Origin of the sequence: Bradyrhizobium valentinum, from assembly GCF_001440405.1 — a bacterium.
Classification (GTDB): domain Bacteria; phylum Pseudomonadota; class Alphaproteobacteria; order Rhizobiales; family Xanthobacteraceae; genus Bradyrhizobium; species Bradyrhizobium valentinum.
This window is the reverse complement of sequence record NZ_LLXX01000197.1, coordinates 1-26,186: the sequence shown is the minus strand read 5'-3', so window position 1 is coordinate 26,186 and position 26,186 is coordinate 1. Positions and strand designations below refer to the sequence as shown.

27 protein-coding genes and 2 pseudogenes are annotated in these 26,186 nt (G+C 63.5%); 18 read left to right on the top strand and 11 right to left on the bottom strand.

Annotated elements, in window-relative coordinates; translation table 11 throughout:
- Positions 1 to 61 precede the first annotated feature (61 nt).
- The gene (locus CP49_RS34970) at positions 62 to 1,828 is read left to right on the top strand and encodes a flavin-containing monooxygenase (RefSeq protein WP_057854655.1); all 1,767 of its coding nucleotides are present in this window, start codon (positions 62 to 64) and stop codon (positions 1,826 to 1,828) included.
- Here the strand turns inward: CP49_RS34970 and CP49_RS34965 are convergent.
- Together CP49_RS34965 and CP49_RS34960 are read right to left on the bottom strand one after the other, a co-directional pair.
- Complete coding sequence (locus tag CP49_RS34965) at positions 1,788 to 2,348, bottom strand: DUF2380 domain-containing protein (protein ID WP_057854654.1); 561 nt, start codon at positions 2,346 to 2,348, stop codon at positions 1,788 to 1,790. The two genes, CP49_RS34970 and CP49_RS34965, sit on opposite strands and share 41 nt — an antisense overlap.
- Before the next feature lie 47 nt (positions 2,349 to 2,395).
- The gene (locus CP49_RS34960) at positions 2,396 to 2,920 is read right to left on the bottom strand and encodes a DUF3280 domain-containing protein (RefSeq protein WP_057854653.1); all 525 of its coding nucleotides are present in this window, start codon (positions 2,918 to 2,920) and stop codon (positions 2,396 to 2,398) included.
- A gap of 179 nt (positions 2,921 to 3,099) precedes the next feature.
- Between CP49_RS34960 and CP49_RS34955 the strand changes: the two genes are divergently transcribed.
- The gene (locus CP49_RS34955) at positions 3,100 to 4,491 is read left to right on the top strand and encodes a sensor histidine kinase (protein ID WP_245311040.1); all 1,392 of its coding nucleotides are present in this window, start codon (positions 3,100 to 3,102) and stop codon (positions 4,489 to 4,491) included.
- Between the two features lie 32 nt (positions 4,492 to 4,523).
- The gene (locus CP49_RS34950; protein WP_057854682.1) at positions 4,524 to 5,159 is read left to right on the top strand and encodes a response regulator; all 636 of its coding nucleotides are present in this window, start codon (positions 4,524 to 4,526) and stop codon (positions 5,157 to 5,159) included.
- A 13-nt stretch (positions 5,160 to 5,172) separates the two neighbouring features.
- Here CP49_RS34950 and CP49_RS43880 read toward each other — a convergent pair.
- Positions 5,173 to 5,259 (bottom strand): annotated as a pseudogene (locus tag CP49_RS43880) (IS5/IS1182 family transposase); the annotation flags it as partial.
- A gap of 167 nt (positions 5,260 to 5,426) precedes the next feature.
- On the opposite strand from CP49_RS43880, the gene CP49_RS34945 reads away from it, so the two are divergent.
- Together CP49_RS34945 and CP49_RS34940 are read left to right on the top strand one after the other, a co-directional pair.
- The gene (locus tag CP49_RS34945) at positions 5,427 to 6,572 is read left to right on the top strand and encodes an NAD(P)/FAD-dependent oxidoreductase (protein WP_063791825.1); all 1,146 of its coding nucleotides are present in this window, start codon (positions 5,427 to 5,429) and stop codon (positions 6,570 to 6,572) included.
- Between the two features lie 128 nt (positions 6,573 to 6,700).
- Positions 6,701 to 7,669 (top strand): peptidyl-alpha-hydroxyglycine alpha-amidating lyase family protein, encoded by a 969-nt coding sequence (locus tag CP49_RS34940; RefSeq protein WP_057854651.1) that lies wholly within the window; start codon positions 6,701 to 6,703, stop codon positions 7,667 to 7,669.
- Position 7,670: 1 nt separating this feature from the next.
- On the opposite strand, the gene CP49_RS34935 is transcribed toward CP49_RS34940, so the two are convergent.
- Complete coding sequence (locus CP49_RS34935; protein WP_245311039.1) at positions 7,671 to 8,732, bottom strand: LysR family transcriptional regulator; 1,062 nt, start codon at positions 8,730 to 8,732, stop codon at positions 7,671 to 7,673.
- Positions 8,733 to 8,800: 68 nt separating this feature from the next.
- On the opposite strand from CP49_RS34935, the gene CP49_RS34930 reads away from it, so the two are divergent.
- The 3 genes from CP49_RS34930 to CP49_RS34920 all read left to right on the top strand — a co-directional run bounded on the left by CP49_RS34930 (position 8,801) and on the right by CP49_RS34920 (position 10,749).
- Positions 8,801 to 9,226 (top strand): YybH family protein, encoded by a 426-nt coding sequence (locus CP49_RS34930; protein ID WP_057854650.1) that lies wholly within the window; start codon positions 8,801 to 8,803, stop codon positions 9,224 to 9,226.
- A 31-nt stretch (positions 9,227 to 9,257) separates the two neighbouring features.
- Complete coding sequence (locus CP49_RS34925; RefSeq protein WP_057854649.1) at positions 9,258 to 9,914, top strand: LysE family translocator; 657 nt, start codon at positions 9,258 to 9,260, stop codon at positions 9,912 to 9,914.
- Between the two features lie 277 nt (positions 9,915 to 10,191).
- Positions 10,192 to 10,749, top strand: a complete 558-nt coding sequence (locus tag CP49_RS34920; RefSeq protein ID WP_057854648.1) for an HNH endonuclease — start codon at positions 10,192 to 10,194, stop codon at positions 10,747 to 10,749.
- A 170-nt stretch (positions 10,750 to 10,919) separates the two neighbouring features.
- Here CP49_RS34920 and groL read toward each other — a convergent pair whose 3' ends face one another.
- Together groL and CP49_RS48250 are read right to left on the bottom strand one after the other, a co-directional pair.
- Entirely contained in the window at positions 10,920 to 12,560 is a 1,641-nt protein-coding gene (gene groL / locus CP49_RS34915; RefSeq protein WP_057854647.1) for a chaperonin GroEL, read from the bottom strand.
- A 10-nt stretch (positions 12,561 to 12,570) separates the two neighbouring features.
- Positions 12,571 to 12,744, bottom strand: a pseudogene (locus tag CP49_RS48250) (hypothetical protein); the annotation flags it as partial.
- A gap of 231 nt (positions 12,745 to 12,975) precedes the next feature.
- On the opposite strand from CP49_RS48250, the gene CP49_RS34910 reads away from it, so the two are divergent.
- From CP49_RS34910 to CP49_RS34875, 8 genes are all read left to right on the top strand, one after another.
- Positions 12,976 to 13,899 (top strand): division plane positioning ATPase MipZ, encoded by a 924-nt coding sequence (locus CP49_RS34910; RefSeq protein WP_057854646.1) that lies wholly within the window; start codon positions 12,976 to 12,978, stop codon positions 13,897 to 13,899.
- Positions 13,900 to 14,024: 125 nt separating this feature from the next.
- Positions 14,025 to 14,345: a hypothetical protein gene (locus CP49_RS34905; RefSeq protein WP_057854645.1), complete on the top strand. Its 321-nt coding sequence runs from the start codon at positions 14,025 to 14,027 to the stop codon at positions 14,343 to 14,345.
- Between the two features lie 245 nt (positions 14,346 to 14,590).
- Complete coding sequence (locus CP49_RS34900) at positions 14,591 to 16,108, top strand: AMP-binding protein (protein WP_057854644.1); 1,518 nt, start codon at positions 14,591 to 14,593, stop codon at positions 16,106 to 16,108.
- Between the two features lie 160 nt (positions 16,109 to 16,268).
- Positions 16,269 to 17,240: a S1C family serine protease gene (locus CP49_RS34895; protein WP_057854643.1), complete on the top strand. Its 972-nt coding sequence runs from the start codon at positions 16,269 to 16,271 to the stop codon at positions 17,238 to 17,240.
- Positions 17,241 to 17,284: 44 nt separating this feature from the next.
- The gene (locus tag CP49_RS34890; protein ID WP_057854642.1) at positions 17,285 to 18,358 is read left to right on the top strand and encodes a carboxylesterase family protein; all 1,074 of its coding nucleotides are present in this window, start codon (positions 17,285 to 17,287) and stop codon (positions 18,356 to 18,358) included.
- Between the two features lie 108 nt (positions 18,359 to 18,466).
- Positions 18,467 to 19,804, top strand: coding sequence for a hypothetical protein (locus CP49_RS34885; RefSeq protein ID WP_057854641.1), 1,338 nt, complete (start codon positions 18,467 to 18,469; stop codon positions 19,802 to 19,804).
- A gap of 8 nt (positions 19,805 to 19,812) precedes the next feature.
- Entirely contained in the window at positions 19,813 to 20,607 is a 795-nt protein-coding gene (locus tag CP49_RS34880) for a COG3904 family protein (protein WP_057854640.1), read from the top strand.
- 55 nt (positions 20,608 to 20,662) lie between these two features.
- Entirely contained in the window at positions 20,663 to 20,869 is a 207-nt protein-coding gene (locus tag CP49_RS34875) for a hypothetical protein (RefSeq protein WP_057854639.1), read from the top strand.
- A gap of 65 nt (positions 20,870 to 20,934) precedes the next feature.
- On the opposite strand, the gene CP49_RS34870 is transcribed toward CP49_RS34875, so the two are convergent.
- The 3 genes from CP49_RS34870 to CP49_RS34860 all read right to left on the bottom strand — a co-directional run bounded on the left by CP49_RS34870 (position 20,935) and on the right by CP49_RS34860 (position 22,986).
- The gene (locus tag CP49_RS34870; protein WP_057854638.1) at positions 20,935 to 21,603 is read right to left on the bottom strand and encodes a DsbA family protein; all 669 of its coding nucleotides are present in this window, start codon (positions 21,601 to 21,603) and stop codon (positions 20,935 to 20,937) included.
- Between the two features lie 30 nt (positions 21,604 to 21,633).
- Positions 21,634 to 22,419 (bottom strand): sulfite exporter TauE/SafE family protein, encoded by a 786-nt coding sequence (locus CP49_RS34865; protein WP_057854680.1) that lies wholly within the window; start codon positions 22,417 to 22,419, stop codon positions 21,634 to 21,636.
- A 90-nt stretch (positions 22,420 to 22,509) separates the two neighbouring features.
- The gene (locus CP49_RS34860) at positions 22,510 to 22,986 is read right to left on the bottom strand and encodes a PaaI family thioesterase (protein ID WP_057854679.1); all 477 of its coding nucleotides are present in this window, start codon (positions 22,984 to 22,986) and stop codon (positions 22,510 to 22,512) included.
- 170 nt (positions 22,987 to 23,156) lie between these two features.
- Between CP49_RS34860 and CP49_RS34855 the strand changes: the two genes are divergently transcribed.
- The gene (locus CP49_RS34855) at positions 23,157 to 23,756 is read left to right on the top strand and encodes a TetR/AcrR family transcriptional regulator (RefSeq protein ID WP_082646409.1); all 600 of its coding nucleotides are present in this window, start codon (positions 23,157 to 23,159) and stop codon (positions 23,754 to 23,756) included.
- 41 nt (positions 23,757 to 23,797) lie between these two features.
- Here the strand turns inward: CP49_RS34855 and CP49_RS34850 are convergent, their stop codons facing one another.
- Positions 23,798 to 24,295, bottom strand: a complete 498-nt coding sequence (locus tag CP49_RS34850; protein WP_057854637.1) for a hypothetical protein — start codon at positions 24,293 to 24,295, stop codon at positions 23,798 to 23,800.
- A gap of 253 nt (positions 24,296 to 24,548) precedes the next feature.
- Here CP49_RS34850 and CP49_RS34845 point away from each other — a divergent pair, with 253 nt between their 5' ends.
- Entirely contained in the window at positions 24,549 to 25,631 is a 1,083-nt protein-coding gene (locus CP49_RS34845) for an AbrB family transcriptional regulator (RefSeq protein WP_420807679.1), read from the top strand.
- 222 nt (positions 25,632 to 25,853) lie between these two features.
- Here the strand turns inward: CP49_RS34845 and CP49_RS34840 are convergent.
- Positions 25,854 to 26,186, bottom strand: a 333-nt coding sequence (locus CP49_RS34840; protein WP_156438835.1) for a disulfide bond formation protein B, incomplete at its 5' end; no start/stop codon positions are given.

The following is a 26,186-nucleotide window of genomic DNA, read 5'->3' as shown; positions in this document are numbered from 1 at the left end:
ATAGGTATAGGCTTTGCAGACAGGGAAACGCCGCGAAGACGGCTCGTGACGGGAAACGCCCATGCTCGACAGGACGGACGACAGTTCGGTTGCCGCCGACAATTGGCTTGCACAGTTCGAGGAAGCGCTCGGAAAACCCGACGGCGCCCTGCTGTATCAGTTGTTCCACCCCGACAGCTATTGGCGCGACGTGCTGGCGTTGAGCTGGAACATTCAGACGCTGAACGGCAGAGACGCGATCCTGAAAGCGCTGCCGCCGCTGGCCCGTAGCGCTAAGCCCGGCGGCTTCGCGATCGCCCCCGGTCGTGCCGCACCGCGCAAAGTGATGCGTGCAGGCACCAGCGCGATCGAAGCCATCTTCAAGTTCGAGACAAAAGTCGGGCGCGGCAGCGGCATCATCCGCCTGATCCCCGATGTGGACGATGGCAACCGCCTGAAAGCCTGGACGCTCCTGACCGAGCTTGGCGAGCTGAAGGGTTTCGAGGAGCAACTCGGCGTCAATCGGCCGCGCGGCAATGCCTATTCGCGTGATTTCCGCGGGCCCAACTGGCTCGACCTGCGTAACGCTTCGGCCAGCTATGCCGACCGCGATCCGACCGTCCTCGTCATCGGCGGTGGTCAGTCGGGCCTGTCCATCGCCGCACGGCTGAAGCAATTGAACGTCGACACGCTGATCGTCGATCGCGAAAAACGCATCGGCGATAACTGGCGCAAGCGCTACCACGCGCTGACGCTGCACAACCAGGTGCAGGTCAACCACCTGCCCTACCTGCACTTCCCGCCGAACTGGCCGACCTATATTCCGAAGGACAAGCTCGCCAATTGGTTCGAGGCCTATGTCGAAGCCATGGAGCTGAACTTCTGGACCGAGACCGAGTTCGAGGGCGGCAGCTATGATGAGAAGGAAGGCCGCTGGACGGTGACGCTGCGCTGCGCCGATGGCGGCACGCGCACCATGCATCCGCGACATGTGGTGCTGGCGACCGGCGTCAGCGGCATTCCGAGCGTGCCTGAGATTGCCGGGCTGAAGGATTTCGCCGGCAAGGTGATGCATTCCAGCCGGTATGATGACGGCGAGAACTGGAAGGGCAAGCGCGCCATCGTGATCGGCACCGGCAACAGCGGCCATGACATCGCGCAGGACCTGTATTCTAGCGGCGCGCATGTCACGCTGTTTCAGCGCTCGTCCACGCTGGTGGTCAGCATCGAGCCGTCGGCCCAACTGGTCTACGCCCCCTACAACGAGGGCACGCTCGAGGATAACGATCTGATCACTGTCTCGATGCCGCTGAAACTGGCGCGCAAGAGCCACGCGTTGACGGCGGAGAAATCCAAGGCGCTCGACAAGGAATTGCTCGATGGCCTGGAGCGCGTCGGTTTCAAGCTCGATTTCGGCGAAGACAATACCGGCTGGCAGTTCAAATACCTCACCCGCGGCGGCGGCTATTATTTCAACGTCGGCTGCTCCGACCTGATCGTCAAAGGTGACATCGCGCTCAGGCAATTCGCCGATCTCGACACGTTCACGGCCAGTGGCGCAAAGATGAAGGACGGCGAGGCGATCGCCGCCGACCTTGTCGTGCTGGCGACCGGCTACAAGCGCCAAGAAGAGCTGGTGCGAAAACTGTTCGGCGAGACGGTGGAGAAACGCGTCGGCACGATCTGGGGGTTCGGCGAGGAGCAGGAGCTGCGCAACATGTACACCCGCACCGGCCAGCCCGGCCTCTGGCTGATCGCCGGCGGCCTCGCGCAATGCCGCATCGGATCAAAGCATCTCGCGCTGCAGATCAAGGCGATCGAGGAAGGGCTGTTGCCGCGGGGCGCGTGAGTTCCGCCTCGCGATCCCTGATTTGCTGCACAACGAAGGATTCCGCGCGGCGCCAGGCTTCGTCATTGTCGCCGCGGAAGCTGAAGAGACGACCAAAGACCACTTTTTGTGCCTCCACGTCGATAATGTTGAACTTTGCCCACTGAACGAGCGTGCTCATCTTTTGAACGCTGCCAATCACGAGAAAAGCCGCGCCGGCCGCCTGCGCCTTGCCGACCAACTGCGCGGCAGTAATGTCGCCGACCGAACAGGCGTTTGGCGGACAATCGAGGTCGACGCTCCGTATCTTTCCGCTCGCCACGAGATCGGTCCGCAGCGAGGCTTCGAACTCGCGCAAGCGCCGCACATGGTCGGCCCGTTGATCGATGACCTCGCCCGAGGTGTCGATGTACTCAATTTCGGCGACCGCGAGTACGGGCGGCTCACCCTGCGCATGGACCTGCCGAACAGGATAGGCGCAGACAAGGGCGGCAGCGGCCAAAGCGAGGCCCAGCGAACGTAACTTCATCAGCTTTTCCATTGCAAATCTTTCCCTGGCATTTCGTGACGTGCGTTTCGTTCTGGCAACTATTTCGCCTGCTCCAGCAGACGGCGCTGAATCAACCAGCGCGCGCCGCGGCTCCAGGCCACGTTGGCGCCCATGCGCAGGTCGGTCTGTTTGACGTCCACCAGCGCCCCGGACCGGGCGTCGCGGATCTTGTAGGTCACCGCATATTCGGTCCGCCCGATGCGCGTGACGATTCCGACCATCGACTGATCCGCGCCAAGGCCGGCGGCAATTTTGGCGTCGCAACCTTCGCAGTCGCGCAATTTTCCTGCCTTCGCCATCGGCTCGTTCACGGCGCTGACGTCAACGAGCTGGTAGCGTCCGGATTCCGCTATCAGCCGTCGCGCCTCTTCCGTCGAAAGCCGCAATTGCTCACGGTCGATCTCGTCGGGCGGGATGAAGGCAGCTCCACCGCTGAAATCCTCCAGCTCGAACGGAAAGACCGCGATTTTGATCGGAAGCGGCGCGACCGTTTCGGCGGTCCCGGTCGCAGCCGCACCTGCAAGCAACATTGCCGGCGCAAGGATGAAGGCGATGCAGCGCATGGGATCAACCCTGGAACTGGCAACTCGGCGTTTGCCAAATCGTCACCATGTCGCCCGATCCGTTGCCGCACCGATACGGCGACTTTCCTTCGATCGTCCGGGTGAAATACCCGATCTTGGCCTGCCGCGCTTTCTTCCCGGCGAAATTTGCCTCTATAGTCGAAGTAATGGGAGGAAGCTTGCGACAGGCAACCGACTTCAAGGCGGGCCCGACACGCGCCGTCGATTTGAAGCTGCGGCTGGCGTTACGCGTCGTCGCACTGGCGGCGGTTTGCTTCATTGCCGTGGCGGCCTACGCCTTATTTGACAGCGACAGGGTCGCCAGGGCCAAGGCGAGCCGCATTGCCGAAATCGTGGCCAGGGACCTTTCGTTACAGCAATCGCAACCGAAGTGGGCCTCCGTATCCACCAGCGCAACGCCGGACTTGCAGCGGGTCGCGGCGCTGATGGAGCCCGGCCTCTGCATCGCCTATCGCAACAATGCTGGAGCCTTTCTCCAGGGTGTTTGCAGCGGTGCGCTCTCCGACGAACTTACCGCGCCCGAATTTTTTGCATCGGTCTATGGCGCCATCTTTCGTCCGGGTGAGCCGACCTCGATGCCCGTCCTCGTCGACGGGAGTGCGCGCGGCGTTGCGGTCGCGACCTTCGACGCAGCAGCACAGATCGGCCAGAGCTGGCGCGAGGTAAGCCGGTTGCTCGCCATCATGGCTTTCGCCCTGGCCGGGCTTTGCCTTGCCGTCTATGCCGCGCTGGCGCGCGCGCTGCGACCCACACAGGCGATTCAGGTCGGGCTGAAACGGCTTGCCGCAAACGATCTTTCCGCGCGCCTGCCCCGATTTGATCTCGCGGAGCTGTCGGCGATCTCCGACGTCTTCAATACGCTTGCGCAAAGGCTGCAGGCCACGCTTGCCGAGCGCAACGCATTGACACGGAAGCTGATAGAAGTGCAGGACGAGGAGCGGCAGCGCCTTGCGCGCGAGCTGCACGATGAGTTCGGTCAGTCGCTCACCGCCATTGCGGCCCAAGCTGCCTCCGCCGCCCATACGGCGGAGCGCGAATGCCCGCCTCTGCTGGGGGAATGCCGTGGCATCTCGCGCACGACGGCGGGCATGATGGAAACCTTGCGTGGCGCGCTCGTGCGCCTGCGTCCGCCCGATATCGAGGAACTCGGCCTCACCCTCAGCCTCGAAAGCCTGGTTGCGAGCTGGAACGGTTACGAGAAAGGCCGCACCCGCTTTGACATTGCCATCATTGGCGAGGTCGACGGTCTGCCACCCGCCATATCCGCCAATCTCTATCGTGTCGCGCAGGAGGCGATTACCAATGCGGCTAAGCACGCGCAGGCTAGGTGCGTGCAATTGCGTCTCGAAGCCGGAGAGGCCGACATCGTCCTGATAGTCGAGGACGACGGCGAGGCGGCGTGTGGCAATCCCGGGCCGAAAATCGGCATGGGACTGCTCGGCATGCAGGAGCGCGTGGTTTCGCTCGGCGGAACGCTGCATTTCGAGCGGCCGGCCGCGGGCGGCACCCGGCTTGTCGTCAGCATTCCCAACATGAGGGCGGAGCCTTGAGGACGAACGACGCCGGCAGCTACGTTCGCGTGATGCTGGTGGACGACCACGCCATCGTGCGCGAGGGCTATCGCTCGCTGTTGCAGAAGCAGGATGGCCTACGGGTCGTCGCCGAAGCGGATAGCGGAGCCGAGGCTTATCGCATCTACAAGGAGACCGGGCCAGATCTCGTCATCATGGACATATCAATGCCCGGCATCGGCGGTGTCGAGGCCATCAGGCGCATCCGGCAATGGGACAAGTCCGCGCGCATCCTCGTCTTCTCAATGCACCAGAGCGCCGCTTATGCGATCCAGGCGATCAAGGCCGGCGCACGCGGCTATGTCACCAAGAGCAACCCGCCCGACGCTCTGCTGCGCGCCATCGCCGAGGTCATGGCCGGACGCATCGCGCTCAGCCCCGACATCGACCATGAACTCGCGATCAACCGGCTCGCCGACGAGCCTTCGGCAATCGACACGCTGAGCCCGCGTGAATTCGAAATCCTGCGCATGCTGCTGGCGGAGAAATCCGTGGATGAGATCGCAAACACGCTGCATATCAGTGTCAAGACCGCGGCCAACACCCGCTATCAGATCCGCGCCAAGCTCGGCGTCGGCTCCGACATCGAATTGGTACGCCTGGCGCTTCGCCAGCGGATCATCGCGGCGGAGGATATGGAAGGCTAGGTCGTGTGGACGGTTATCTGATCCATAGGATTGTAGCGGCGATGATTACGACGGCGAGATAGTTTCTGGCCGTCTTTTCGAAGCGGGTTGCGACCCTTCGCTAGGTCTCTGAAGTTTGGCGTTTCGTAGTGCCGAAAGACAATGGCCTGTAAAAGTATCGGAAATATAGATTAGGCATTTGGCGTGACCCAATGCCGTGGCCAGCAGGCGTGGTTCTGACGTGGTGGATTTCATGCTGCTTATGACAGCAAGGCGTAGGAGTTAATCGTGAGCGCTGATAAAGCGATCAAACTTGCGGTGATCGGACGTGGCATGATCGGGTCGGCGGCTGCGCGACATTTGTCCAAAATGGGCCATGATGTTGCACTGATCGGGCCCGACGAGCCGGTAGACTATTCGCGCCATAACGGGGTCTTTGGAAGCCACTACGATGAGGGCCGTATCACGAGGAGGTTCGATCCGGAGCCATTTTGGGTGCAAATGAACTGCGCTGCAATTTCGCGCTACGACGAGATTTCAGCGGAAAGCGGTGTGGACTTCTACCGGGAAGTTGGGGTGCTGCACGTTGGCCCTGGCGAAAGCAGCGACGTCGCTTCGGTTGGCAAAATCACCGCTGAGGCCGGGATCCTTTGTGAAGCATATGATGATACGAGGCTCGCGGAGCGATTTCCGTTTCTGAGATCAACGGCGGGAATGCAGGGGTATCTCGAGCCGCGCAATGCCGGATACATCAGCCCGCGCCGCTTGGTCCGGGCGCAGACGATCGCGGCGGAGCGCGCCGGGGCTCGGATCATCGACGAACCTGCGCTGGGAATTTCGGAAAGCGGCTCTGGCGTGACGGTCCGGACGAGATCGGGCAGTGTCGAGGCCGAGCGTGTCCTCGTTGCGGCAGGCGGGCATACCCAATCACTGCTCGGTCGATCATTGGGTTTTACGGTCTATGGGCGTACCGTGGCGCTGTTTCGGCTTGGTGCGGCGGAGGTTCAACGTTTAGCCGGAATGCCGTCGATGCGTTGTATCGGGCCCAAGGGGGAGAATCCCTATATTCTGCCGCCAATCCCCTATCCGGACGGCCACACCTGGTTAAAGCTCGGCGGTGATCCGGTCGATCTTCCGCTCGAAAGCGAGGCGGATATCAAGGACTGGTTCCAATCGGGCGGATTGATTCACGTTGCTGATGCGCTTCAAAAGCAGATCCTTGACCGTATTCGCGACCTCAATTTCGAAGAACGCCGCGTCGTGCCTTGCATGACCACCTTCAGCGACACGGGCCTGCCCTGCATCGGACCGCTTTCGGAGCGCGTAGCGGTTGCATTCGGCTGCTACGGCAAGAGCGCGAAATGTTCGGACGAATTGGGTCGGTTAGGTGGCATGGCGCTGCTCGGTGAGGTTAGAGCAGAGCTCGCACCCTGACCGAGTCGAGCACCGTCACCACGTCGCCGCGACATGGCCTTTGCGCGACGGGGCCATGCGCAAAGGCCCCCTCGCGGCCTGAACCAGCGTCTGCGACACTCGCATCAACAACAAATGGGGAGAAACACATGTCGGTCATTCTCGGCTCGGGCGAGCACCGTTACCGCGTCGCCGAAAACTGGGCAAAGCTGCCTGATGGCTGGCGCCTGACCGACGTCGCTTCGGTCGCGGTCGACAGCAAGGACCGCGTCTACGTCTTCAACCGCGGCGACCACCCGATGGTGGTGCTTGATCGCGAGGGCAATTTCATCAAGAGCTGGGGCGAAGGCCTGTTCAACCGCGCCCACGGTTTGCACATCGACGCCGACGACAATCTCTACTGCACCGACGACGGCGACCACACCGTGCGCAAGTGCTCGACCGACGGCAAGGTGCTGCTCACCATCGGCATTCCGAACAAGCCCGCGCCGTTCATGAGCGGCGAGCCGTTCCATCGCTGCACCCATACCGCGCTGTCGCCAAAGGGCGAGATCTACGTCTCGGACGGCTACGGCAATGCCTGCGTCCACAAATATTCGCCCGATGGAAAGCTGCTCAAGACCTGGGGCGAACCCGGCACCGATCCCGGCCAGTTCAACATCGTCCACAACATCGCGACCGACGCCGACGGCTGGGTCTACGTCGCCGACCGCGAGAACCACCGCGTGCAGGTGTTCGACGGCAACGGCAAATACGAGACGCAGTGGAACTTTCTGCACCGGCCCTGCGCGCTGTGCTGCTGCGGCGGCAGGCAGCCCACCTTCATCGTCGGCGAGCTCGGGCCCGGCTTGGCGGTCAACCGCAAGGTGCCCAATCTCGGCCCGAGGCTCTCGATCGTGGATTCAAAAGGCAAACGGATCGCCCGCCTCGGCGGCGAGAACGGCCCGGGGCTGGAGGCCGGCAAATTCCTCGCGCCCCACGGCATCGCGCTGGATTCGAAGGGCGACATCTATATAGGCGAGGTCGGCGTCACCGACTGGAAGACCAGCTTTCCGGATACGCCGATGCCGCCGGAGGTCGGCGTAACCCGCTGCCTGCAGAAGCTTGAGAAGGTCTAGACTATGAGACGTCTGCCCGCCCGCTAAACAAATTGTGCTCACGGGCAAGGCCTTCGCCAACGAGATCGAAGAACGCACGGATCCGCGCGGTCCGTTTCAGGTCGGCGTGGGTCACGATCCACAGTTCACCGGCCAGGTCCGGCACCGGATGCGGTAGCGCGCGGACGAGGTCGGAATCCTCGTCGCCGAGATAACAGGGAAGCAGCGCGAGACCGATACCGGCCTTCGCGGCGATGAACTGATTGACGAGGCTGTTGGTCCGATAAACGAAGGCGTCACTCGGCACCGTTCTGTTCAGCCAATCTGCAGCCATGATGCCGACCGCCGTATCCTCCCATCCGATCAGCGCGTGGCGGCCGAGATCTTCCGGGGATGAAACGGCGCCGCCTCGCTCTTCGAGATAGCTGATAGCGCCATAGACGCTCCATGCGACATCGGCGAGCTTGCGGCCCCAGAGATCGCCCTCCTTCGGCCGCATCGGACGAAGCGCGATATCCGCCTCGCGGCGCGAGAGGCTGAGGACGCGGTTGTCGATCACGAGCTCGACAACGATGCCGGGATGGGTTTGCCGGAACCTTGCGAGGTGACTGGTCAGCTTTCTATACGCCAGAGTCTCTGAGGAGGTGACGCGCAAGCGGCCGGAGAGGCGGTGGTCCCGGCCGGCAATGTCGCGATCGATTCCGAGCGCCTCATCTTCCATGCGCTCCGCCGCTGCCGCCATCCGCTCGCCGGCCGGCGTCGCCTGATACGCCCCGCCTGGAAGCCGTTCGAACAGCCGGACACCGAGCCGCGTTTCCAGGGCATTCAGGCGCCGGAACGCGGTCGAATGGTCGATATCAAGCGCTTTGGCGGCGCCGGTGAGGCTGCTTGCCCGATGCACCGCCAACACGAGTTGAGGCTCGTTCCAGTCCTCCATGGCTGGATAGGATAGGAGTGGCTTGCAGTTTCGCAAGCCGCGCTGGCGCGATTCCAACGTGCTTTCCGTGCCGCCAGATACTACCTGTCGCGCAACGGGCAGCGAGATGAGGAACCACAAGATGAAGCCGATCCAGCTTTGAAGCATGCGATCGCCGTCCAGCGGGCGATGATCGATCAACCTTCAACAGATCAAACTTCAATAGGAGTTGAGAAATGGGTGCTCCGTCCCCCGAGCTTTGCAATCTCTGGCTGGCACGCGCCTTCAATGCGCAGGACGTCGATGCCGCGGCCGCGATGTACCACCCCGAAGCTTCGATCGTTCAGGTCGATGAAGTGCACGGCGGCAGCACCGTGGCGCGTGGTGCCGACGGCATCCGCAAGACGATGGCCGCCTATGTCGGATTGAAGCCGCACATGGATGTCGTGACCCATCACACGACGGTTTCGGGCGACTTCGCGATGACGCGGTCGCAGTGGCTTATCAAAGGCACCGACAAAGCCGGCAAGCCGACCGAGGTCCATCACCACGGCATGGAGGTTCACCGCCGCCTGCCTGACGGCACCTGGGTGTTCTTCATGGATCATCCCTTCGGTGCCGATCCGGACTGGGCGATTGACGCGCCGCCACACACCGAATAGCCGTGCTGCATCCAACACCGGATGACCAGCCATGCAAGAACTCGTAACGCTCGCCAGCATCGTCGCCGCGCTCGCTGTTGGCGTGGTCAGCCCTGGGCCCAGCTTCGTCATGGTTGCCCGCGTGGCGGTGGCGTCAACCAGAGCCCGCGCCCTTGCCACCGCGCTGGGCATGGGCGCCGGCGGCACTTTCTTCGGCGCGGCGGCGCTCCTCGGGTTACAGAGTGTCCTGCTGGCTGTGCCGGCGCTCTATGCAGGCCTCAAGATCGTGGGAGGCCTGTACCTTTGCTACCTGGGCTATCTCATATTCAGATCGGCGCAGCAGCCTCTCGCGGCCCCCGGTGCTGACGGCCAAAGTAACCCTCAAGACAAGTATCAAGGCAGTAGCGGGACGCTCCGCGCGTTCTGGCTGGGCGTCACGACACAGATAAGCAATCCGAAGGCGGCCATCGTCTATGCAAGCGTGTTCGCTGCCTTTCTCCCCGCGTCCTTCTCCATGGGCTTCGCGGCGGTGCTGCTTGCGGCCGTGTTCCTTGTCGAGGCGGCCTGGTATGCGTTGGTCGCCGTTCTCTTCTCGTCGTCAGGGCCGCAACGGGCTTATCTGTCCTGCAAGTCCTGGGTTGATCGAGCGGCCGGCGCCGTCATGCTCGGTCTCGGCCTGAAGCTCGTGACCAGCGCTGCCAGACCGTAGAAGAGCGTGCGGAGCTCGTCATTCGCGGCACTTGTGTGAAGCCGCCCGGAAGGAGAGCCCGTGGCGAAGAAGCACCTCCCCGTGACCTATCACGATGGATTGACTGCGAGGCACTGAGGGGGCGAGGAACCGAGGCCCTTTCCGGGGGCGCCGCAGACCGAACACGCGTTCCCGTGGCTGGATAAGCCGCGGAACGCTCTTCACAATCCCGTCACGCTGCCTGTAGTATGCAGGGCACATGCTGCTTCGCAGCTAACATGGGGGTCAGGAGCGTTACTTGAACGCACATGTCTCGCAAGGCGGTTGGCCGGTACTGGTGCTGAACGCGGATTTCCGGCCGCTGAGCTACTACCCACTGTCTCTCTGGTCGTGGCAGGACGCGATCAAGGCGGTGTTCCTCGACCGTGTCAACATCGTCGAGCACTATGACCGCGCGGTGCACAGCCCGTCCTTCGAGATCCAGCTTCCGAGCGTGGTGTCGCTGAAGTCGTTCGTCAAGCCGACCACGCACCCCGCCTTCACCCGGTTCAACGTCTTCCTGCGCGACCGCTTCGCCTGCCAGTATTGCCACGCGCATGACGACCTCACCTTCGATCACATCATCCCGCGCAGCAAGGGCGGCCAGACCACGTGGGAGAACGTGGTCGCAGCCTGTTCGCCGTGCAATCTGCGCAAGGGTAATCTGACGCCGCAGCAGGCGAAGATGTTTCCACGTCAAGCGCCGTTCGCGCCGACGGTGCACCAGCTCCACCGGAACGGCCGCCTGTTTCCACCGAACTATCTGCACGATAGCTGGCTGGATTATTTGTACTGGGACACCGAGCTCGATCCGTAGGATTCGCGCCACGGATTTGTCGCACCCTCCATCGGTTGGCCTTCGGTTCAAGCCGGCAACGACATCAACACAAATGCGTTCCGCCCCGGAAGGCACGCGCGCCATAGTGAAATTGAATCTCCCGGTGATTGGCGCGCCATTGCGGGCCCGCCAGTCACCTTGCAGTTTATTTAGATTTGATAGTCCATGTCGGCCATGCTCGCGCCCGGAGCTGTCGGCGGGGCTTTCTTCTTCGGAAGTTCAGCGACCATTGCCTCCGTGGTAACCAGCAGGCCCGCCACCGAAGCGGCGTCCTCGAGTGCCGTGCGCACCACCTTGGTGGGATCAATAATACCCTTTGCGATCAGGTTACAGAACTCGCCGGTCTGGGCATCAAATCCGAAAGCGTATGTATCCTTGTCCAGGATCTTGCCGACCACGAGCGAGCCGTCCTCGCCCGCGTTGATGGCGATCTGGCGTGTCGGCCACGACAGCGCTTTCTTCACGATCTCGACGCCATAGCTCTCATCCTCGTTGGCTGCTTTCAGCCTATCGAGCGCCTTGACGGCACGGAGCAGGGGAACGCCGCCGCCGGGAAAAATGCCTTCTTCGACTGCAGCACGGGTGGCATGCAGCGCGTCGTCGACGCGATCCTTGCGCTCCCTCACCTCGACCTCGGTGGCCCCGCCGACGCGGATCACCGCGACACCGCCTGCGAGCTTGGCGAGCCGCTCCTGGAGTTTCTCACGATCATAATCGGAGGTCGTCTCTTTGATCTCGGCCTTGATCTGGGCAATGCGAGCCTCGATATCGGCCTTCTTGCCGCCGCCGCCCACGATTGTCGTATTCTCCTTCTCGATCCTCACCTTCTTGGCGTGGCCCAGCATATTGGTGGTCACGCTCTCCAGCTTGATGCCGAGATCCTCCGAGATCATGGTGCCGCCGGTAAGGATGGCGATATCCTGAAGCATCGCCTTGCGGCGATCGCCGAAGCCGGGCGCTTTCACTGCCGCGACTTTCAGCCCGCCCCGCAGCCTGTTCACGACAAGGGTGGCAAGCGCCTCGCCCTCCACGTCCTCGGCAATGATGAGCAGCGGCTTGCCTGACTGCACGATCGATTCAAGCAGCGGCAGCACCGGCTGCAGTCCCGACAGCTTCTTTTCGTGAATCAGAATGTAGGGGTCTTCGAGCTCGACCCGCATCTTCTCGGAGTTGGTAACGAAGTAGGGCGAGATATAGCCGCGGTCGAACTGCATGCCCTCGACCACTTCGAGCTCGGTCTGCAGCGACTTGGCCTCCTCCACGGTAATGACGCCGTCGTTACCGACCTTCTTCATGGCATCGGCCAGGAAGCGGCCGATCTCGGCGTCGCCATTGGCCGAAATGGTTGCAACCTGCGCGATCTCGTCATTCGTGGTGATCTTCTTCGAGTTCTTCTCGATATCGCCGATCAGCGTATCGATAGCGCGGTCGATACCGCGCTTGAGGTCCATCGGATTCACGCCAGCGGCGACGGCCTTCGCCCCCTCTCTCACGATCGCCTGGGCAAGCACGGTGGCAGTCGTGGTGCCGTCGCCAACTCGATCCGATGTCTTCGATGCCACTTCGCGCACCATCTGCGCGCCCATGTTCTCGAACTTGTCGTCGAGCTCGATCTCCTTCGCAACGGTCACGCCATCCTTGGTGATGCGTGGCGCACCGAACGGCTTTTCGATAACGACGTTTCGTCCTTTCGGACCAAGCGTGACTTTCACCGTATTGGCGAGAATGTCGACGCCGCGCAGCATCTTCTCGCGGGCATCGACCGAAAATTTGACTTCCTTGGCAGCCATGGTCTTGCTCCTAAGATACTGTTCTTCGGTTGCTCATTACATCGGGCGGGCCTTCAAGCGGCCTTGCGACTGACGCCGGCCTCCCACCAGCACGCCCACGATGTTCGTTTTCTTTCATGATCAAATATTCGGTGCCGTCGATCTTGACCTCGGTGCACGACCATTTGCCGAACAGCACGCGATCGGCCCACATGAAGATCGATCGGAACCTACAGCATGCGACCTAGGTAGGTCAGAGTTGCGCTGCAAGGGGCTTCCAAAAAACGGCCGACCGTATCGGGCGACTGGCCGTTCCAGGAACAAACCGGCTGCTTGCGCAGTTGTTTAATCCCTTGGCCTGCAGGGACTGCCGCCGCCTCGCGGATCGCATTTCTCCCGAGCAGGCTTGAAAACAACCGACGGTTAAGGCGCAGCCGTGCTTACCGCGCCCGTACATCAATTGCGTCCCCCGCCGCATGTCGTCGTGGTCGGTAATGAGAAGGGCGGCTCGGGCAAAACCACCATCGCGATGCACGTCGCCGTTGCGCTGCTGAAGGCTGGCCAGCGCGTCGCAACCGTCGACCTCGACGGCCGGCAGCGGACCCTCACCCATTATGTCGAGAGCCGGCGCGGCTGGGCGCGGCGGAACCAAGTCGATCTGGAGTTGCCGACGCATTTCTGCATCGCACGCGTCGAAGGTGCCATGGTGGCGGAAAACGAGGCCGCCGAATGCTCCGATTTCCAGCGAGCCATTGCCGCAGCACAGGATCGCCATGACTTCGTCGTGATCGATACGCCCCCGTATGACAGCTATCTGATGCGGCTCGCCCATTCGATCACCGACACCCTGGTGACGCCGCTCAGCGACAGTTTTGTCGACCTCGATGTGCTGGCGACGCTCGATCCGGTGACGTTGACGGTCACCGGGATCAGCCACTACGGAGACTTGGTGCGCGAGACGCGTCGCCATCGCCGGCCGGTTGATGGCGCCCTCATCGATTGGGTGGTCGTGCGCAACCGGATTTCGCCGCAACAATCATCTACCGCCCAGGTACTTTGCGGCTGCCTGCAGGAGCTGGCCCTCAATGCAGGTTTTCGGGTTGTACCCGGCTTTCACGACCGCCCGATTTATCGCGACCTTTTTCCCCGGGGGCTCACCGCGCTGGACGCGCTATGCGAAACAATGCCCGGCATCGATGGTGAGGTCTCTCGTCGCCCCGCGTGCTGCGAGGTTGAGGGCCTGCTCGAGGGGTTGAAGCTGCCGATCAACGATCGCGCTCGCCGCCATGCAGCGCTTCGCGCCGAATGGTTTGCTTCTCGCGATCGCCCGCTGGATGCCGATATCCTGGCCGGCCCGTAAACTGCGAAGCTATCACGGTGGAACTTGTGGTCAAAAACCTCGTGAGCGCCGGGAACGACCGCGCGCGGTGTGGGTTCGGTTGTTCGGTTGCAAGCGGTAACAAGCAGTGAAGGAGATTGCGGAACATGACAACGAGATCGCGCATTTGCTCGACGGCCGGCCTGGCAATCGCCGGTTTGTTGGCCTTCGGCATCACCGGTGCATCGGCACAGGCAATCTATGTCGATTCATATGCCGACCCCTATCCCGTAGCCGACCCCTATCCCGTGGCAGTGGCTCCCGGCAGCGTCTACGTCGCACCGGCGCCGGTTGTCGCGGCACCGCCGATTGTACGGCCACGCACCGTCGTGGTGAGCCGTCGGGCCTATGTGCCGGCCCCGGCGTTTGGCGCGCCGGCGCCTATCGACTACGCACCCTACGGCAACATTGTCGTTTCTGACTGGTGAGTTGATCGCGTAGACGCCCGACGCCCGCGTAGGAAGGCCCCGCTAAGGCGGGGCCTTTTCTTTTCGCGGTCTGCCTCGCAGCGCGCCGATCCCTCGATTCCTCGAAGGAGCTGTTGGGCCGGACTTGGCGGCGCGCAATGCAAGCTGCGCCTTCACTCAGCCACCTAATTCTGTCACGATACCTTTGAGGCGCCCGCCTCGTCAGAACACAAGAGCGGCATCCACGCCCGCCAACGGAAACGCCCATGCTCATTCCCATTGCCGATGTGCCACGCTGGTATGCCGAACGGAAACCAAAGGACACCATCGCGGTCAGCCACGGCGCCGATGCCATCACCTGGGAGCAGCTCGAACGCAACGCCAACCGACGCGCCCGCGCCTTCGCCGCCAAGGGCGTAAAGCCCGGCGATTTCGTCGCCATCGGGCTTCCCAACAGCAACGTGTTTTTCGAGACCACCTTTGCGGTGTGGAAGTGCGGCGCCACGCCGACGTCGCTGACCTGGCGATTGCCGCGCGGCGAGGCCGCCGCGGTGCTCGACATCCTCAAGCCTTCGCTTGTGGTCGGCGGTCAGCCGGACTGGAATGCGCCCAACTCGCTGCCTGCCGATTTTGTGCCGGACGGCTTTTCCGACGAACCAATCGACAACCCGGTGGCGCGCTACTGGAAAGCGATGACCAGCGGCGGCTCGACCGGTCGGCCCAAGGTGATCCTCGATCACATGCCGGCGGTGGTGGAGACGACATTTCCCTCTCCACTCGGCATTCCGCAGAATGGATCGCTGCTCAATCCCGGCCCGCTCTATCACAACGCGCCGTTCATCGTGTCGCACACCGCGTTGTTCAACGGCGGACGCGTCACCGGCCTCGTCAAGTTCGACGCCGAGGAGACGCTGCGGCTGATCGAGAAAAACCGAGTGCAATGGGTGAATTTCGTGCCGACCATGATGCACCGGATCTGGGCGCTGCCGGATGAGATGCGCACCGCCTACGACCTCTCAAGCCTGCAGATCGTGTTTCACATGGCAGCCCCGATGCCGCCCTGGCTGAAGGAGAGATGGATCGAGTGGCTGGGGCCGGAGCGCATCTACGAGCTCTATGGCGGCACCGAGCGGCAGGGCGCCACGATCATTTCCGGCACCGAATGGCTGACGCACAAGGGTTCGGTCGGCAAGATTGGTGACACCTGCCGCTTGCGGATCATCGGCGAGGACGGCAATGACGTCGCGCCAGGCGAGACCGGCGAAATCTATTTCCTGCCCAATGACGGCGCCGGCAGTACCTATCACTATCTCGGCGCCGAGCCGAAGCGCCGCGCGGACGGCTGGGAATCGCTCGGCGATATCGGCCGGCTCGATGCCGAAGGCTATCTCTATCTCGGCGACCGCCTCGCCGACATGATCTTGCGCGGCGGGGCCAACATCTATCCGGCCGAGGTCGAGGCCGCGGTGACCGAACATCCCGACGTACGCTCCTGCGTCGTCGTCGGCCTGCCCGATCCGGAATTCGGGCAGCGCGTGCATGCCATCCTCGAACTTGACGGGAACACCGATGCGCAAGCCGTCGCCGACGGCATGGGCGAATTCCTGGCCGACCGGCTCAGCCGCTACAAGCACCCGGAAAGTTTCGAGGCTGTTCACGTCGGCCTGCGCGACGATTCCGGCAAGGTTCGCCGCACTCTATTGCGCGACGAGCGCGCCGGGTGGCTGAAGGAGAACCGCGATTTCCGGATCATGCCGGCCCGTGCGCGGGCAAACGTGGAATGATCCTAAATTGCCGCGGAACATTTATGAATCTGCCCTCTTATGAGTCGCGTGGCGGCTCATTTTGGGGGACACTTTCAAGACGGCCGTTTGCAGCATAGATTGTCGTGCATTCCCGGCGCTATCCTCGCCGGAAGCGCGCCGGTTCGCCAGGAGACCATCCATGCCATCTTTGACCGAATGGAGAGTGCCGCCCGCAAACCAGCCGCGCCCGGGCGACTACACTTTCGACCTCGACAAGGTCCTCTCGTCGGTGGTCGGGCTGCATTCGATCATTCCGCCCGATGCCTTCAGTGCGGAGACGCTCGGCACCGAACGCGCCGGTAATGGCGTGCTGATCGATGACGGGCTGGTGCTGACCATCGGCTATCTGATCACCGAGGCCGAAGCGGTCTGGCTGCATCGCGGCGACGGCCGCGTGGTGGAAGGCCACGCGCTCGGCTTCGATTTCGAATCCGGCTTCGGGCTGGTGCAAGCGCTCGGCGACCTCGATCTCGATCCCTTGCCGATCGGCTCTTCCGCCGCCGCGCAGATCGGCGACCGCGTGGTGGTCGGCGGCGCCGGCGGGCGCACGCGCTCGGTCGCCAGCCAGATCGCAGCCAAGCAGGAATTCGCCGGCTATTGGGAATACCTGCTGGATGAGGCGATCTTCACCCATCCCGCGCATCCCAATTGGGGTGGCACCGGGCTGATCTCGAGCCGCGGCGAACTGATCGGCATCGGCTCACTGCAGCTCGAGCGCGAGCGCGACGGCAAGGCCGAGCACGTCAACATGATCGTACCGATCGACCTGTTGAAGCCGGTGATCGACGACATCCGGAAATTCGGCCGCGTCAACAAGCCGGCACGGCCCTGGCTCGGCATGTACACCACCGAAATCGACAACCGCGTCGTCGTGGTCGGCATCGCCGGCAAAGGTCCGGCCGCGCTCGCCGAACTGAAGACCGGTGACGTCATCCTCGCGGTCAACGGCGACAAGATCACCAGCCAGACCGGCTTCTATCGCAAGCTCTGGTCGCTCGGGTCCGCCGGCGTCGATGTGCCGCTCACGGTCTACCACGAGGGCGTCACCTTCGACGTGGTGCTGAGTTCGACCGACCGCGCCAAGCTATTGAAGGCGCCAAGGCTGCACTGAACCAAGGCTTCATTGAGCTAAGCCTTGAAAGCGGAGTACGCCCGATGAGCCAGGCCGTGGTGGACGACATCGTGGCCGTGCTACCGCCGCTGTTGCAGTCGCTGGAGGCCCTCAGCTTCGTCGCGCGCTATCTCAACCCGCCGGATTTCAATCGCGTGATGGAAGCGGCCGGCCAGCCGGATCAAGACCTGCGTGCGGTTCGGCCGCGGCTTGAGCAATGGCCCGCGGATTTCGCTGACATCAAGACGCCGCTGGAAACGGCGAGCGATGCGGTGCTCGCTGCGTTCGAAGGCTTGCGCGTCGTGCAAAACGGCCATGGCGATTTCGCCAGCCTGTTTCGTGCGCTGCGTCACGCCCCGCGTGCGCAGGAAGCCCTCTATGCGCTGTCGGCGAGATTGCCGCCGGTGAACCAGTTCTTTGTCGATCCTGCATTGCGCGCAGACGCCGATCTCGCGGAGCGGCTGGCAGCGCCGGCCAACGAAAACACCGGCGTCTTTCACGAGCATAATGAGCCCGGCAGCCGCGGCGGCTTCTCGCTCTACGTGCCGGAATATTACACGCGCGACCGCGCCTGGCCGCTGGTGATGGCGCTGCACGGCGGCAGCGGCAACGGACGCGGCTTCCTCTGGAGCTGGCTGCGCGACGCCCGCAGCCACGGCGCGATCCTGATCGCACCGACCGCCACCGGCAGCACCTGGGCATTGATGGGCGACGATACCGATACGCCGAACCTGATGCGCATCCTGGAATCCGTGCGGTTGCGCTGGAACATCGATCCGGGGAAAATGCTGCTGACCGGGATGAGCGATGGCGGCACGTTCTGCTACGTGACGGGTTTCGATAGCGCCTCGCCTTTCACCCACCTCGCGCCGGTATCGGCGACCTTCCATCCGCTGATGGCCGAGATGGCTGACGCCGGCAGGCTGCGTGGCCTGCCCGTTTGTATCGTGCATGGCCGGCTCGACTGGATGTTCCCGGTGCAAGTGGCGCGGCAGACCAGCCAGGCGCTGTCGGCGGCGGGCGCCAAAGTCACCTACCGCGAACTCTTCGATCTCAGCCACGCTTATCCGCGCGAGATGAACGCGGATATCCTGAAATGGCTGCGCGGCGACGCCTGACGGCTCCGACACAATCCCGTCGGAATTTATCTCTATGAGTTGAACGACTTAGCAAACAACGTGGGGACGTTGATCAGAACGGTTTATTGAACCGCGACAGGACATGTCATGCCCACGACCAACGGCCTTGCCGCTCCGGCGGCTTCTGCGCGTACCTCCAATTCGTTGCTTCTCTCCAAGGGTGTTGCGCGCCTCGAAATCACGCTGAAACTGACGACAGCGATCCTCGCCCTCGCCGCCGGCGTCTACACCTATCTCGGCGTCCGCGAACTGCTCAACGGCAGCCCGACCACCGTGTTCTTCGCCGCCGTGATCTATTCGGTTGCGGTGTCGGTCGGGATCTACGCCTTCTGGGTTTTCCTCATGCAGTTCATGCCGCATGTGGTCGACCGCACCGGGCGCGCGCTGATGTTCGGCTGCATGCTGTTTGGATCGCTGATGATCGTGGCGATGTCGTCCTGGCTCAACGCCTCGGCGCTGGCGGGCGCCGCCGCAATCCAGCAGCATCTCGCCATCACGGTGCAGAACTACACCCGCGATCTCGATACCGCCAACAGCAACGCCATCGCAGCGCAAGGCTTGTTGCCGGATATCCAGTTGGCCTCGTCGCGGTTTTCAAGACTGGCCGATGCGGAACGCGCGGGTTCGCTGACGGGCACCGCAGGCTCCGGCACCGTCGTGCAGCTCCTGACCCAGATGTCCGGGCAGCTCGACAGTCTCGGCCAGGAAGTCCAGGCCTCCGGCAAGCGCGTCTCGACCTTGTTCGAGCAGGGCGGCAAGCATCTGGCAAAGATGCGCGAGCTGATTTCCGACCGCGGCCCGATCTCGACGCGCAGCGACGCTTTCGCCACGGAGTCGTTGGCGCTCAGCGGCGTGATCACCAACCTGCAGCAGACTTCGGTCGCGCCCGCCGTCAAGCGCGCGGCGGCATCGCTGTCATCAGGCTTCATCGCGCCGGCCGCGGGCGGCCGCACCGCCGATCTCGCGGACCGGCAGACCGCTGTCGTCGGCAAGGTCGAGAATTCGATCGCAACGCAGGCGACTTCACTCGCTGAGGCAGCCGACAAGATACTGGCGCTGCCGCGCATCGAACCGGTCCGGTTCCAGACCATGTCGCCCGCCGAAGCCGTGCTTCGTTACGCCGGCGACTTCATTCCGAGCTGGGCGGGCGCGATTTCGATCGACCTGATGCCGGCGGTGCTGGTGCTGATCCTCTGCGTGGTGCACGCCGCGATCCGGCGCGAGGGGATGCCGGCCTTCAGCGCATCCGGCATGACGGCGGGCGAACTGGTTGCGGCGTTGCAGATGGCCCGCGAGGTCGAGGAAGCGCGGCGCGTGGCGCGGCCCGATGTTGTCGACCCCTCTGGCGACCAGCCTGCGCCCGAGGCGGCAACGGCAGCCGAGGAGAACGTCACCTCGCTATCGTCGGCACGGCATACCAAATAGGTGTCGCCATGCAGCGATCCGCGACGTTTCAACAGCGCATTCATGCTTTCCTTGCGGCCAATCCCGACGAGGCGATCCTGCGCTTTATCTTTCGCAGCGTCGTCACCGTCACGATTCTCGTGCTCGCGGCCGATCTTGCGGGCATGAACGGCTGGATCGGCACGACCGATTCCGCCGCCGAGGTAACGCACGATACGCCTTCGCTTGGCCTCCCCGACATCGTGCCGTCAATTCTTGCGCCGCTCACGCCGGACGGCGACAAACGCCTGACGCCGCGGCCGCAAGCCGATGGCGTGATGGCCCAGCCGATGACGTTCGAGTTGGTCGGCGGCGGCAAACTGATGGCGACGGGCACCATCATGCCGGGGATTTCCGAAGCGTTCGCCGCCGAAGTCGCCAAGCGTGGCGATTACATCAAGACCGTCGTGCTGAACTCGCCGGGCGGATCGGTGGCCGACGCATTGGCGATGGGGCGGCTCATTCGCGACAAAAATTTCGCGACCGAGATCGAGCCTGGGAAATACTGCGCTTCATCCTGCCCGCTGGTGTTTGCCGGTGGCGTGGAGCGCCGCGTCGGCGACAAGGCGATCATCGGCGTGCATCAGGTGGCGGCGATCGGCCAGGCAGGCGGCCTGCCACGCGACGAGATGAATGTGGCGCAGAGTATTTCCGCGCGATGCCAGCGCTATCTCGGCGACATGGGCGTCAGCCTGCAGGTTTGGGTGCATGCCATGGCGACGACGACGGCAGCGGTCCCTTCCGCAACCGCACCCCGTCCCGCGCCGGCCAAGGTGCGTTCCTAGGTCGCGGAACCATGCCTCGACATCTGCGTTGTCAGCCGGTCACGGAGGAATTGCCATGCGGACGTTTGTAGGAATGATTTTGGGTGCGCTGTTGCTGGTTCTCGGCGTTTATGTCTACGATTCCATGCGGACATCGAGCGTCGCCAGCGGCCAGGTCGCGCAGGCCAACCGCACCCTCGTCAACTGGGATGTCGCAGCAGAGGACTGGAAGGCGCTGAAAACGCGTGCCCATGAGGATTGGGTCAAGATCTCGTCGCGATAAATTTCCTGCGGGATCATCACAACATTCAAACGCCGTCGTCTTGGGCGACGGCGTTTTGATGCGCGCTAGTTGCTCTTCTTCGCCTTGCGCGCGTCGGCGATCACCATCTCGAATTCCGCCATGGTCAGGATACCCGGCACGCGGAATTTGCCGACGATGAAGGACGGCGTTCCCTTGAATCCGAAGGCTACCGCCTGATCGTGGTTGCGGGCGAGGATGGTGTCGATCGCCTTGGCGTTGGTGGCGGCGTCGCGATTGAGCCGATCCATGTCGATGCCGGCGCCGGACAGCAATTCGCGGATGCGCGGTTCGGTCAATCTCGAGCTGACGCCGATCATCGCCTCATGCGCGGCCATGTATTTGTCCTGATACTTCGCCGCCAGCGCCATCCGCGCCCCGAATTTCGAGACCTCGCCGAGGATCGGCCAGTCCTTCAGCACCAGGCGAATCTTGCCGTCGTCCTGAACCACCTGCTGGATCTCGGGCGCGATCTTGCGGCAATATGGGCAATTGTAGTCGAACCATTCGACGATGTTGATGTCGCCGTCGGGATTGCCGGCCGCGGGCACGTCAGGGTCGCGCAGCACCAGCGCTTCGGTCAGCACGTCGTCGCTGCGTTGCGCGAATACGGATCGCGACGTCGCGCCGAGCAACGCAGCGCCGCCAAGCAATCCGAGCGCTTCGCGCCGGGTACGCGCAGGGTTGGTCCCGGCTGGATTGTTCGATCGCTTCATATGGTTCTCGCGAAGGGCTGCATTCCCTGTCTACGCTGGCGATAGGGATATGTTACGCGCCAGCATATAGAGCGCCACGGCAATAATGACTACGGCGAACACGATATTGAGCGCGCCGCGGCGCTCGGCGAGATGCCGCGCCGAACGCGTGCCGGCCAATCCGCCGGCGATGCCGCCCGTCACGAACAGTCCCGCCAGTGCCCACGACACCAGCCCGGACCAGGCATAGCTCGCGGCCGTGGTCAGGCCGAATGCGGTGACCGCGACCAGCGAGGACGAGACCGCGTTCATGATCGGCATGCCGGTCGCCATCATCAGGGCCGGCACGATCAGGAAGCCGCCGCCGATGCCGAAAAAGCCCGACACCGTCCCGGTCGCCAGGCCAAGGCTGACGATGGCCGGCATGTTCGACATCGAGACCTTGACGTCAGGCAGGCCGATCCGCGACCGCGTCTTCAGCATCAAGAGCGCGATGACGATCATGACCAGCGCAAACAGCGCCAGCAGCTTCTGGCCGTCCACCATCTTGCCGAGGATCGAGCCGCCGAAGGCGCCGGCCATGCCGGCTACGGCGAAGATCAGCGCGCAGGACCAGATCACGGTGCCGCCGCGCGCATGGTTGGACAGGTTGATCGCGGCGTTGGCAGCCACCGCGATCGCACTGGTGCCGATCGCGACATGCGGCTCCGCCACGCCGACCACATAGACCATCAGCGGCACCGCCAGAATCGAGCCGCCGCCGCCGACCAGGCCAAGCGAGAACCCGACCAGCATCCCCGACGCCAGTCCCAGCACGCCTTGCGCGGCAGAGATGATCAAGTTGACAGACTCAATTGCACGGCAGGACCATAGAAGGATTTTTCACGTTCCGCTATGCCGATAGCATAAATATGCACTGCAGCAGGGTCAGGCCGGCACGCGCGCCCTGTCCGTCGCGGCATCCTCGCGGGCCGGCAGCGCCATCAGCGTGCCGCTCATGGTCGCGATCAAGGTCTCCACCCCGTCCTGCGCCGCATAGGCGCGGGCCTCGCACACGGTCAGCGTGCGGCCGGGCTTGACCACGGTGGCGCGGAAGGCGAACCGCTCGCCGCGCGCGGGCGCCAGCAGGTTGGTCTTGAATTCTACCGTGAGAATCCCCGCGCCCGCCGGCATCAGTGTGAAGGCCGCGATCCCGCAGGCAGTATCGAGACCTGCCGTGATGATCCCGGCATGGATGAAGCCGTGCTGCTGGGTGATGTCGGGAGAGTAGTCCATCGCGAGATCGACTTCGCCCGGCTCCAGCCGGGCAATCGAAATGCCGAGCGTCTTCATCGCGCGTTGCTGCTCGAACGTTTGAATCGAGATCGCGCGATAATCCGGGTTCTTCGGCTCGAAGCGCGGCATGCGGTTCACGCCATCGCCGATTCGAGATGCCGCGTCGCGGCCGTGCCGCGATAGGTCGCGTCCGTCTCCATCGTTCGCTCCCACTCATTTCTCATTTCGATACGGTGGCGTATCAATCCCGCGGCGGGTTAGCAATACGATACCGTATCAAGAATCGGTGAGACCACACCATGAGCGACGCCAAGGGAGACGCCAAGGACGCCAAGGGAAACACTAAGGCAGACGTGCGCAGCGAGAGCTGGATCGAGGCCGGTTTTGAGGAAATCGCCCGGACCGGCGTCGAGGGGGTGCGGGTGGAGGTGCTGGCCAAGAACCTCGGCGTCACCAAGGGCGGCTTCTATCGCCGCTTCCGCGACCGCGCGGCCCTGCTGGAAGCCATGCTGCAGCATTGGAGCGCGGGCCGCATCGCCGCGATCGAAAAGCAGACCAGCCTCGACGGCGCCACTGCGCGCGACCGGCTGAAGGCGCTGATCGCGCTTTACTCCGAGCGCATGAATACGGAGGGCATGGCGGTCGAGCTGGCGATCCGGCAATGGGCCCGGTCCGACGAGCTTGCCGCCAACGCGGCGGCAAGCGTCGACGCCGCGCGGCTGAAGAATGTCGGGCATCTCTATCGCGCCACCGGCCTGCAGGCCGAGGAAGCCGACGCGCAGGCCTTCCTGTTCTACTGCTTCGTGTTCGGCCAGAGCCTGCTGTTTCTCGAACGCGGGGCCCGCAAGCGCGCGCAACTGGTGGCGAAGTCGGCCGAAACATTGCTTCGCGAATTGTAGGCGCGGCCGAAATTTCCGGCCGCGCCCGCGTCGTTTGCTGCTTAGGCCGCGCCTTTCAGCTTCTTGGAGCATTCGCTGTAGTAGCCGCCGCCCTTCTGGATCCACTTCAGACCGCCATTGGCGTTGGTGGCTTTGTTGGCGTTGTACTGATCCACGCAAGTGTGCATGCGGGCCTTGCCGGGGGTCTCCTTCGAATATTTCGGATCGACCGCGCTCGGATAGACCGCAGGGCCTGACGGCGCAGCAGGCGCCGCAGCTTCCTTGGATTCCTTCTTGGATTCTTTCTTGGCGGCTTCCTTCGGCTCCGCGGCCGGAGCCGCAGCGGGTGCAGCCGCCGGAGCAGCGGCAGCATCGGCACCGCACTGCGCCTTGCGGAAGTCGTTCCACTTCTGGCCGCCGAGCGTGCCGGCCGCTTTCGCAGCCTGGTATTTGGCGCTGCATTCCTGCGCGGTCAGCGCCTGCGCCGGCGACGTCGTCATCGCAAACGCAGTCAAACCCGACACGGCAATTGCGCCCAGTATTTTCGCTTGAATAGTCATCCCTGGTCTCCTTGGGGAAGTCATCTGCGGGCGCTATCCTAGCGCAACCCCAGCTTGCGACAACGCGCCGGGCGATCCTCTGGTAAAATATTTTTCCGCGCCGGGATGCACGCTCTGCCTTCACATTCAGCCCACGTTCAGCCAACGCCGCGGGACCTCTGTGCAGGCATTGTGCAGACGCTACCGTTGCATTGCTGCAATCGCGTGACGCATTTGTCCCTCGATGACGGATTTGCCATAAGGCGCCGTGAGCCTGATCCCCACCTCGTTTTCCGCCGCTGTTGCCGACCGCGCCAAAATTCTCGGCACGATCGAGACGATCGTCATCGGCGCCGCCGGCGGCCTGCTGTTTCTGTGGCTTAACCTGCCGGGCGGGCTGATTTCGGGCGCGATGGCCGCCGTCGGCATCGCCGCGCTCGCGGGGCGGCCGGTCACCATGCCGCCGATCCTGACGCAGACCGTGCTGGTGCTGCTCGGCATCACGCTGGGCTCCTTGGTATCGCGGCAACTGATCCAGCACATGAGCGCCTATCCGCTGACCATCGGCCTCCTGGCGCTGGCGACCTTCTGCTCGACCTTCGGTTCGAGCTTCTATCTGCAGCGCGTGCACGGCTGGGACCAGACCTCGGCGCTGCTCGCCGGCAGCCCCGGCGCGCTGTCGCAGATCACCATGCTGGCTGCCGAGAAGGGCGCCGATGTCGCGGCAATCGCGGTGGTGCAGACCATGCGCGTGATCATCCTGACCGCCACGCTGCCGCTGCTGCTCGCCTTCACCGGCATCGCGCCGAGCGCGCCCATGGAGCTGATTAGCCTCGGCGTCGCCTCGCCGCTCGAGCTCGCGGTGCTGGCGGCCGCTGCCATCGCCGTCGCGCTGCTGCTGCGGCTCGCCAAGTTTCCGGCGAGCTGGATGTTCGGTGCGATGATCGCCTCCGCCGTGCTGCACGGCACCAGCCTGATCGAGGGCGGCCTGCCGCCATGGATGCGCGGCGTGGCGCTGGTCGGCATCGGTGCCGTGATCGGCACGCGCTTTGCGCGGATCAGCAAGTCGACGCTGCTCAGCCACATCAATGCCGGGCTGGGCTCGTTCGCCGTCGCGATTGTCATCTCCGCCATTTTCGTCACGGTAATCGTGCTGAGCACTCCTGTGCGCTTCGCCGATGTCGTGGTCGCCTTTGCGCCGGGCGCGATGGACGCCATGCTGGCGCTGGCGCTGACGCTGCACATCGATCCGATTTTCGTCGGCGCCCATCATTTGTCGCGCTTCGTGTTCGTGTCCATCACGACGCCGGGCATCGTGCATTTGTTCGGGCGTCCGCAGGAGGATGTGGACGATTGAGGCTGAGGGGCCTCGTGGTTCGAGACGCGTCGGCTTCGCGGCGCTCCTCACCATGAGGGTCTCAGACCTCATCCTGAGGAGCATCGCGAAGTGATGCGTCTCGAAGGATGCAGGCCCCGCTTTCTTCACGTGATTGCAAGCGAAGCGAAGCAATCCATAGCGCAACTTGCGGAGACGTGGATTGCTTCGCTGCGCTCGCAATGACGGCTGGAAGCGCGCGGCCTACGCGGCCCGCCTCGCCGACACGATGCCCCATACGGCGATCACCGCCATCGCCAGCGAGATCAGCACGCTGTAGCCGGCGAGCGAGAGGCCGAGGAAGCGCCACTGCACCTCGTCGCAGCGGATCACTTTCACGCTGTCGAGACGCTGCAGCAGCGTGCCGGCGCTGCCGAGATCGACGACGGAGCCGGCGCAATCGGTCGGACCCTGCCAGAATTGCCATTCGACGCCGGCGTGGTAGCCGCCGAGCCAGGCATTGGCGAGCGCCGCGAGCAGCAGCACGGCAAACCCGGCCATCACCACCGGCCGCGGCGCCCCGCGCGCGGCGGCGAA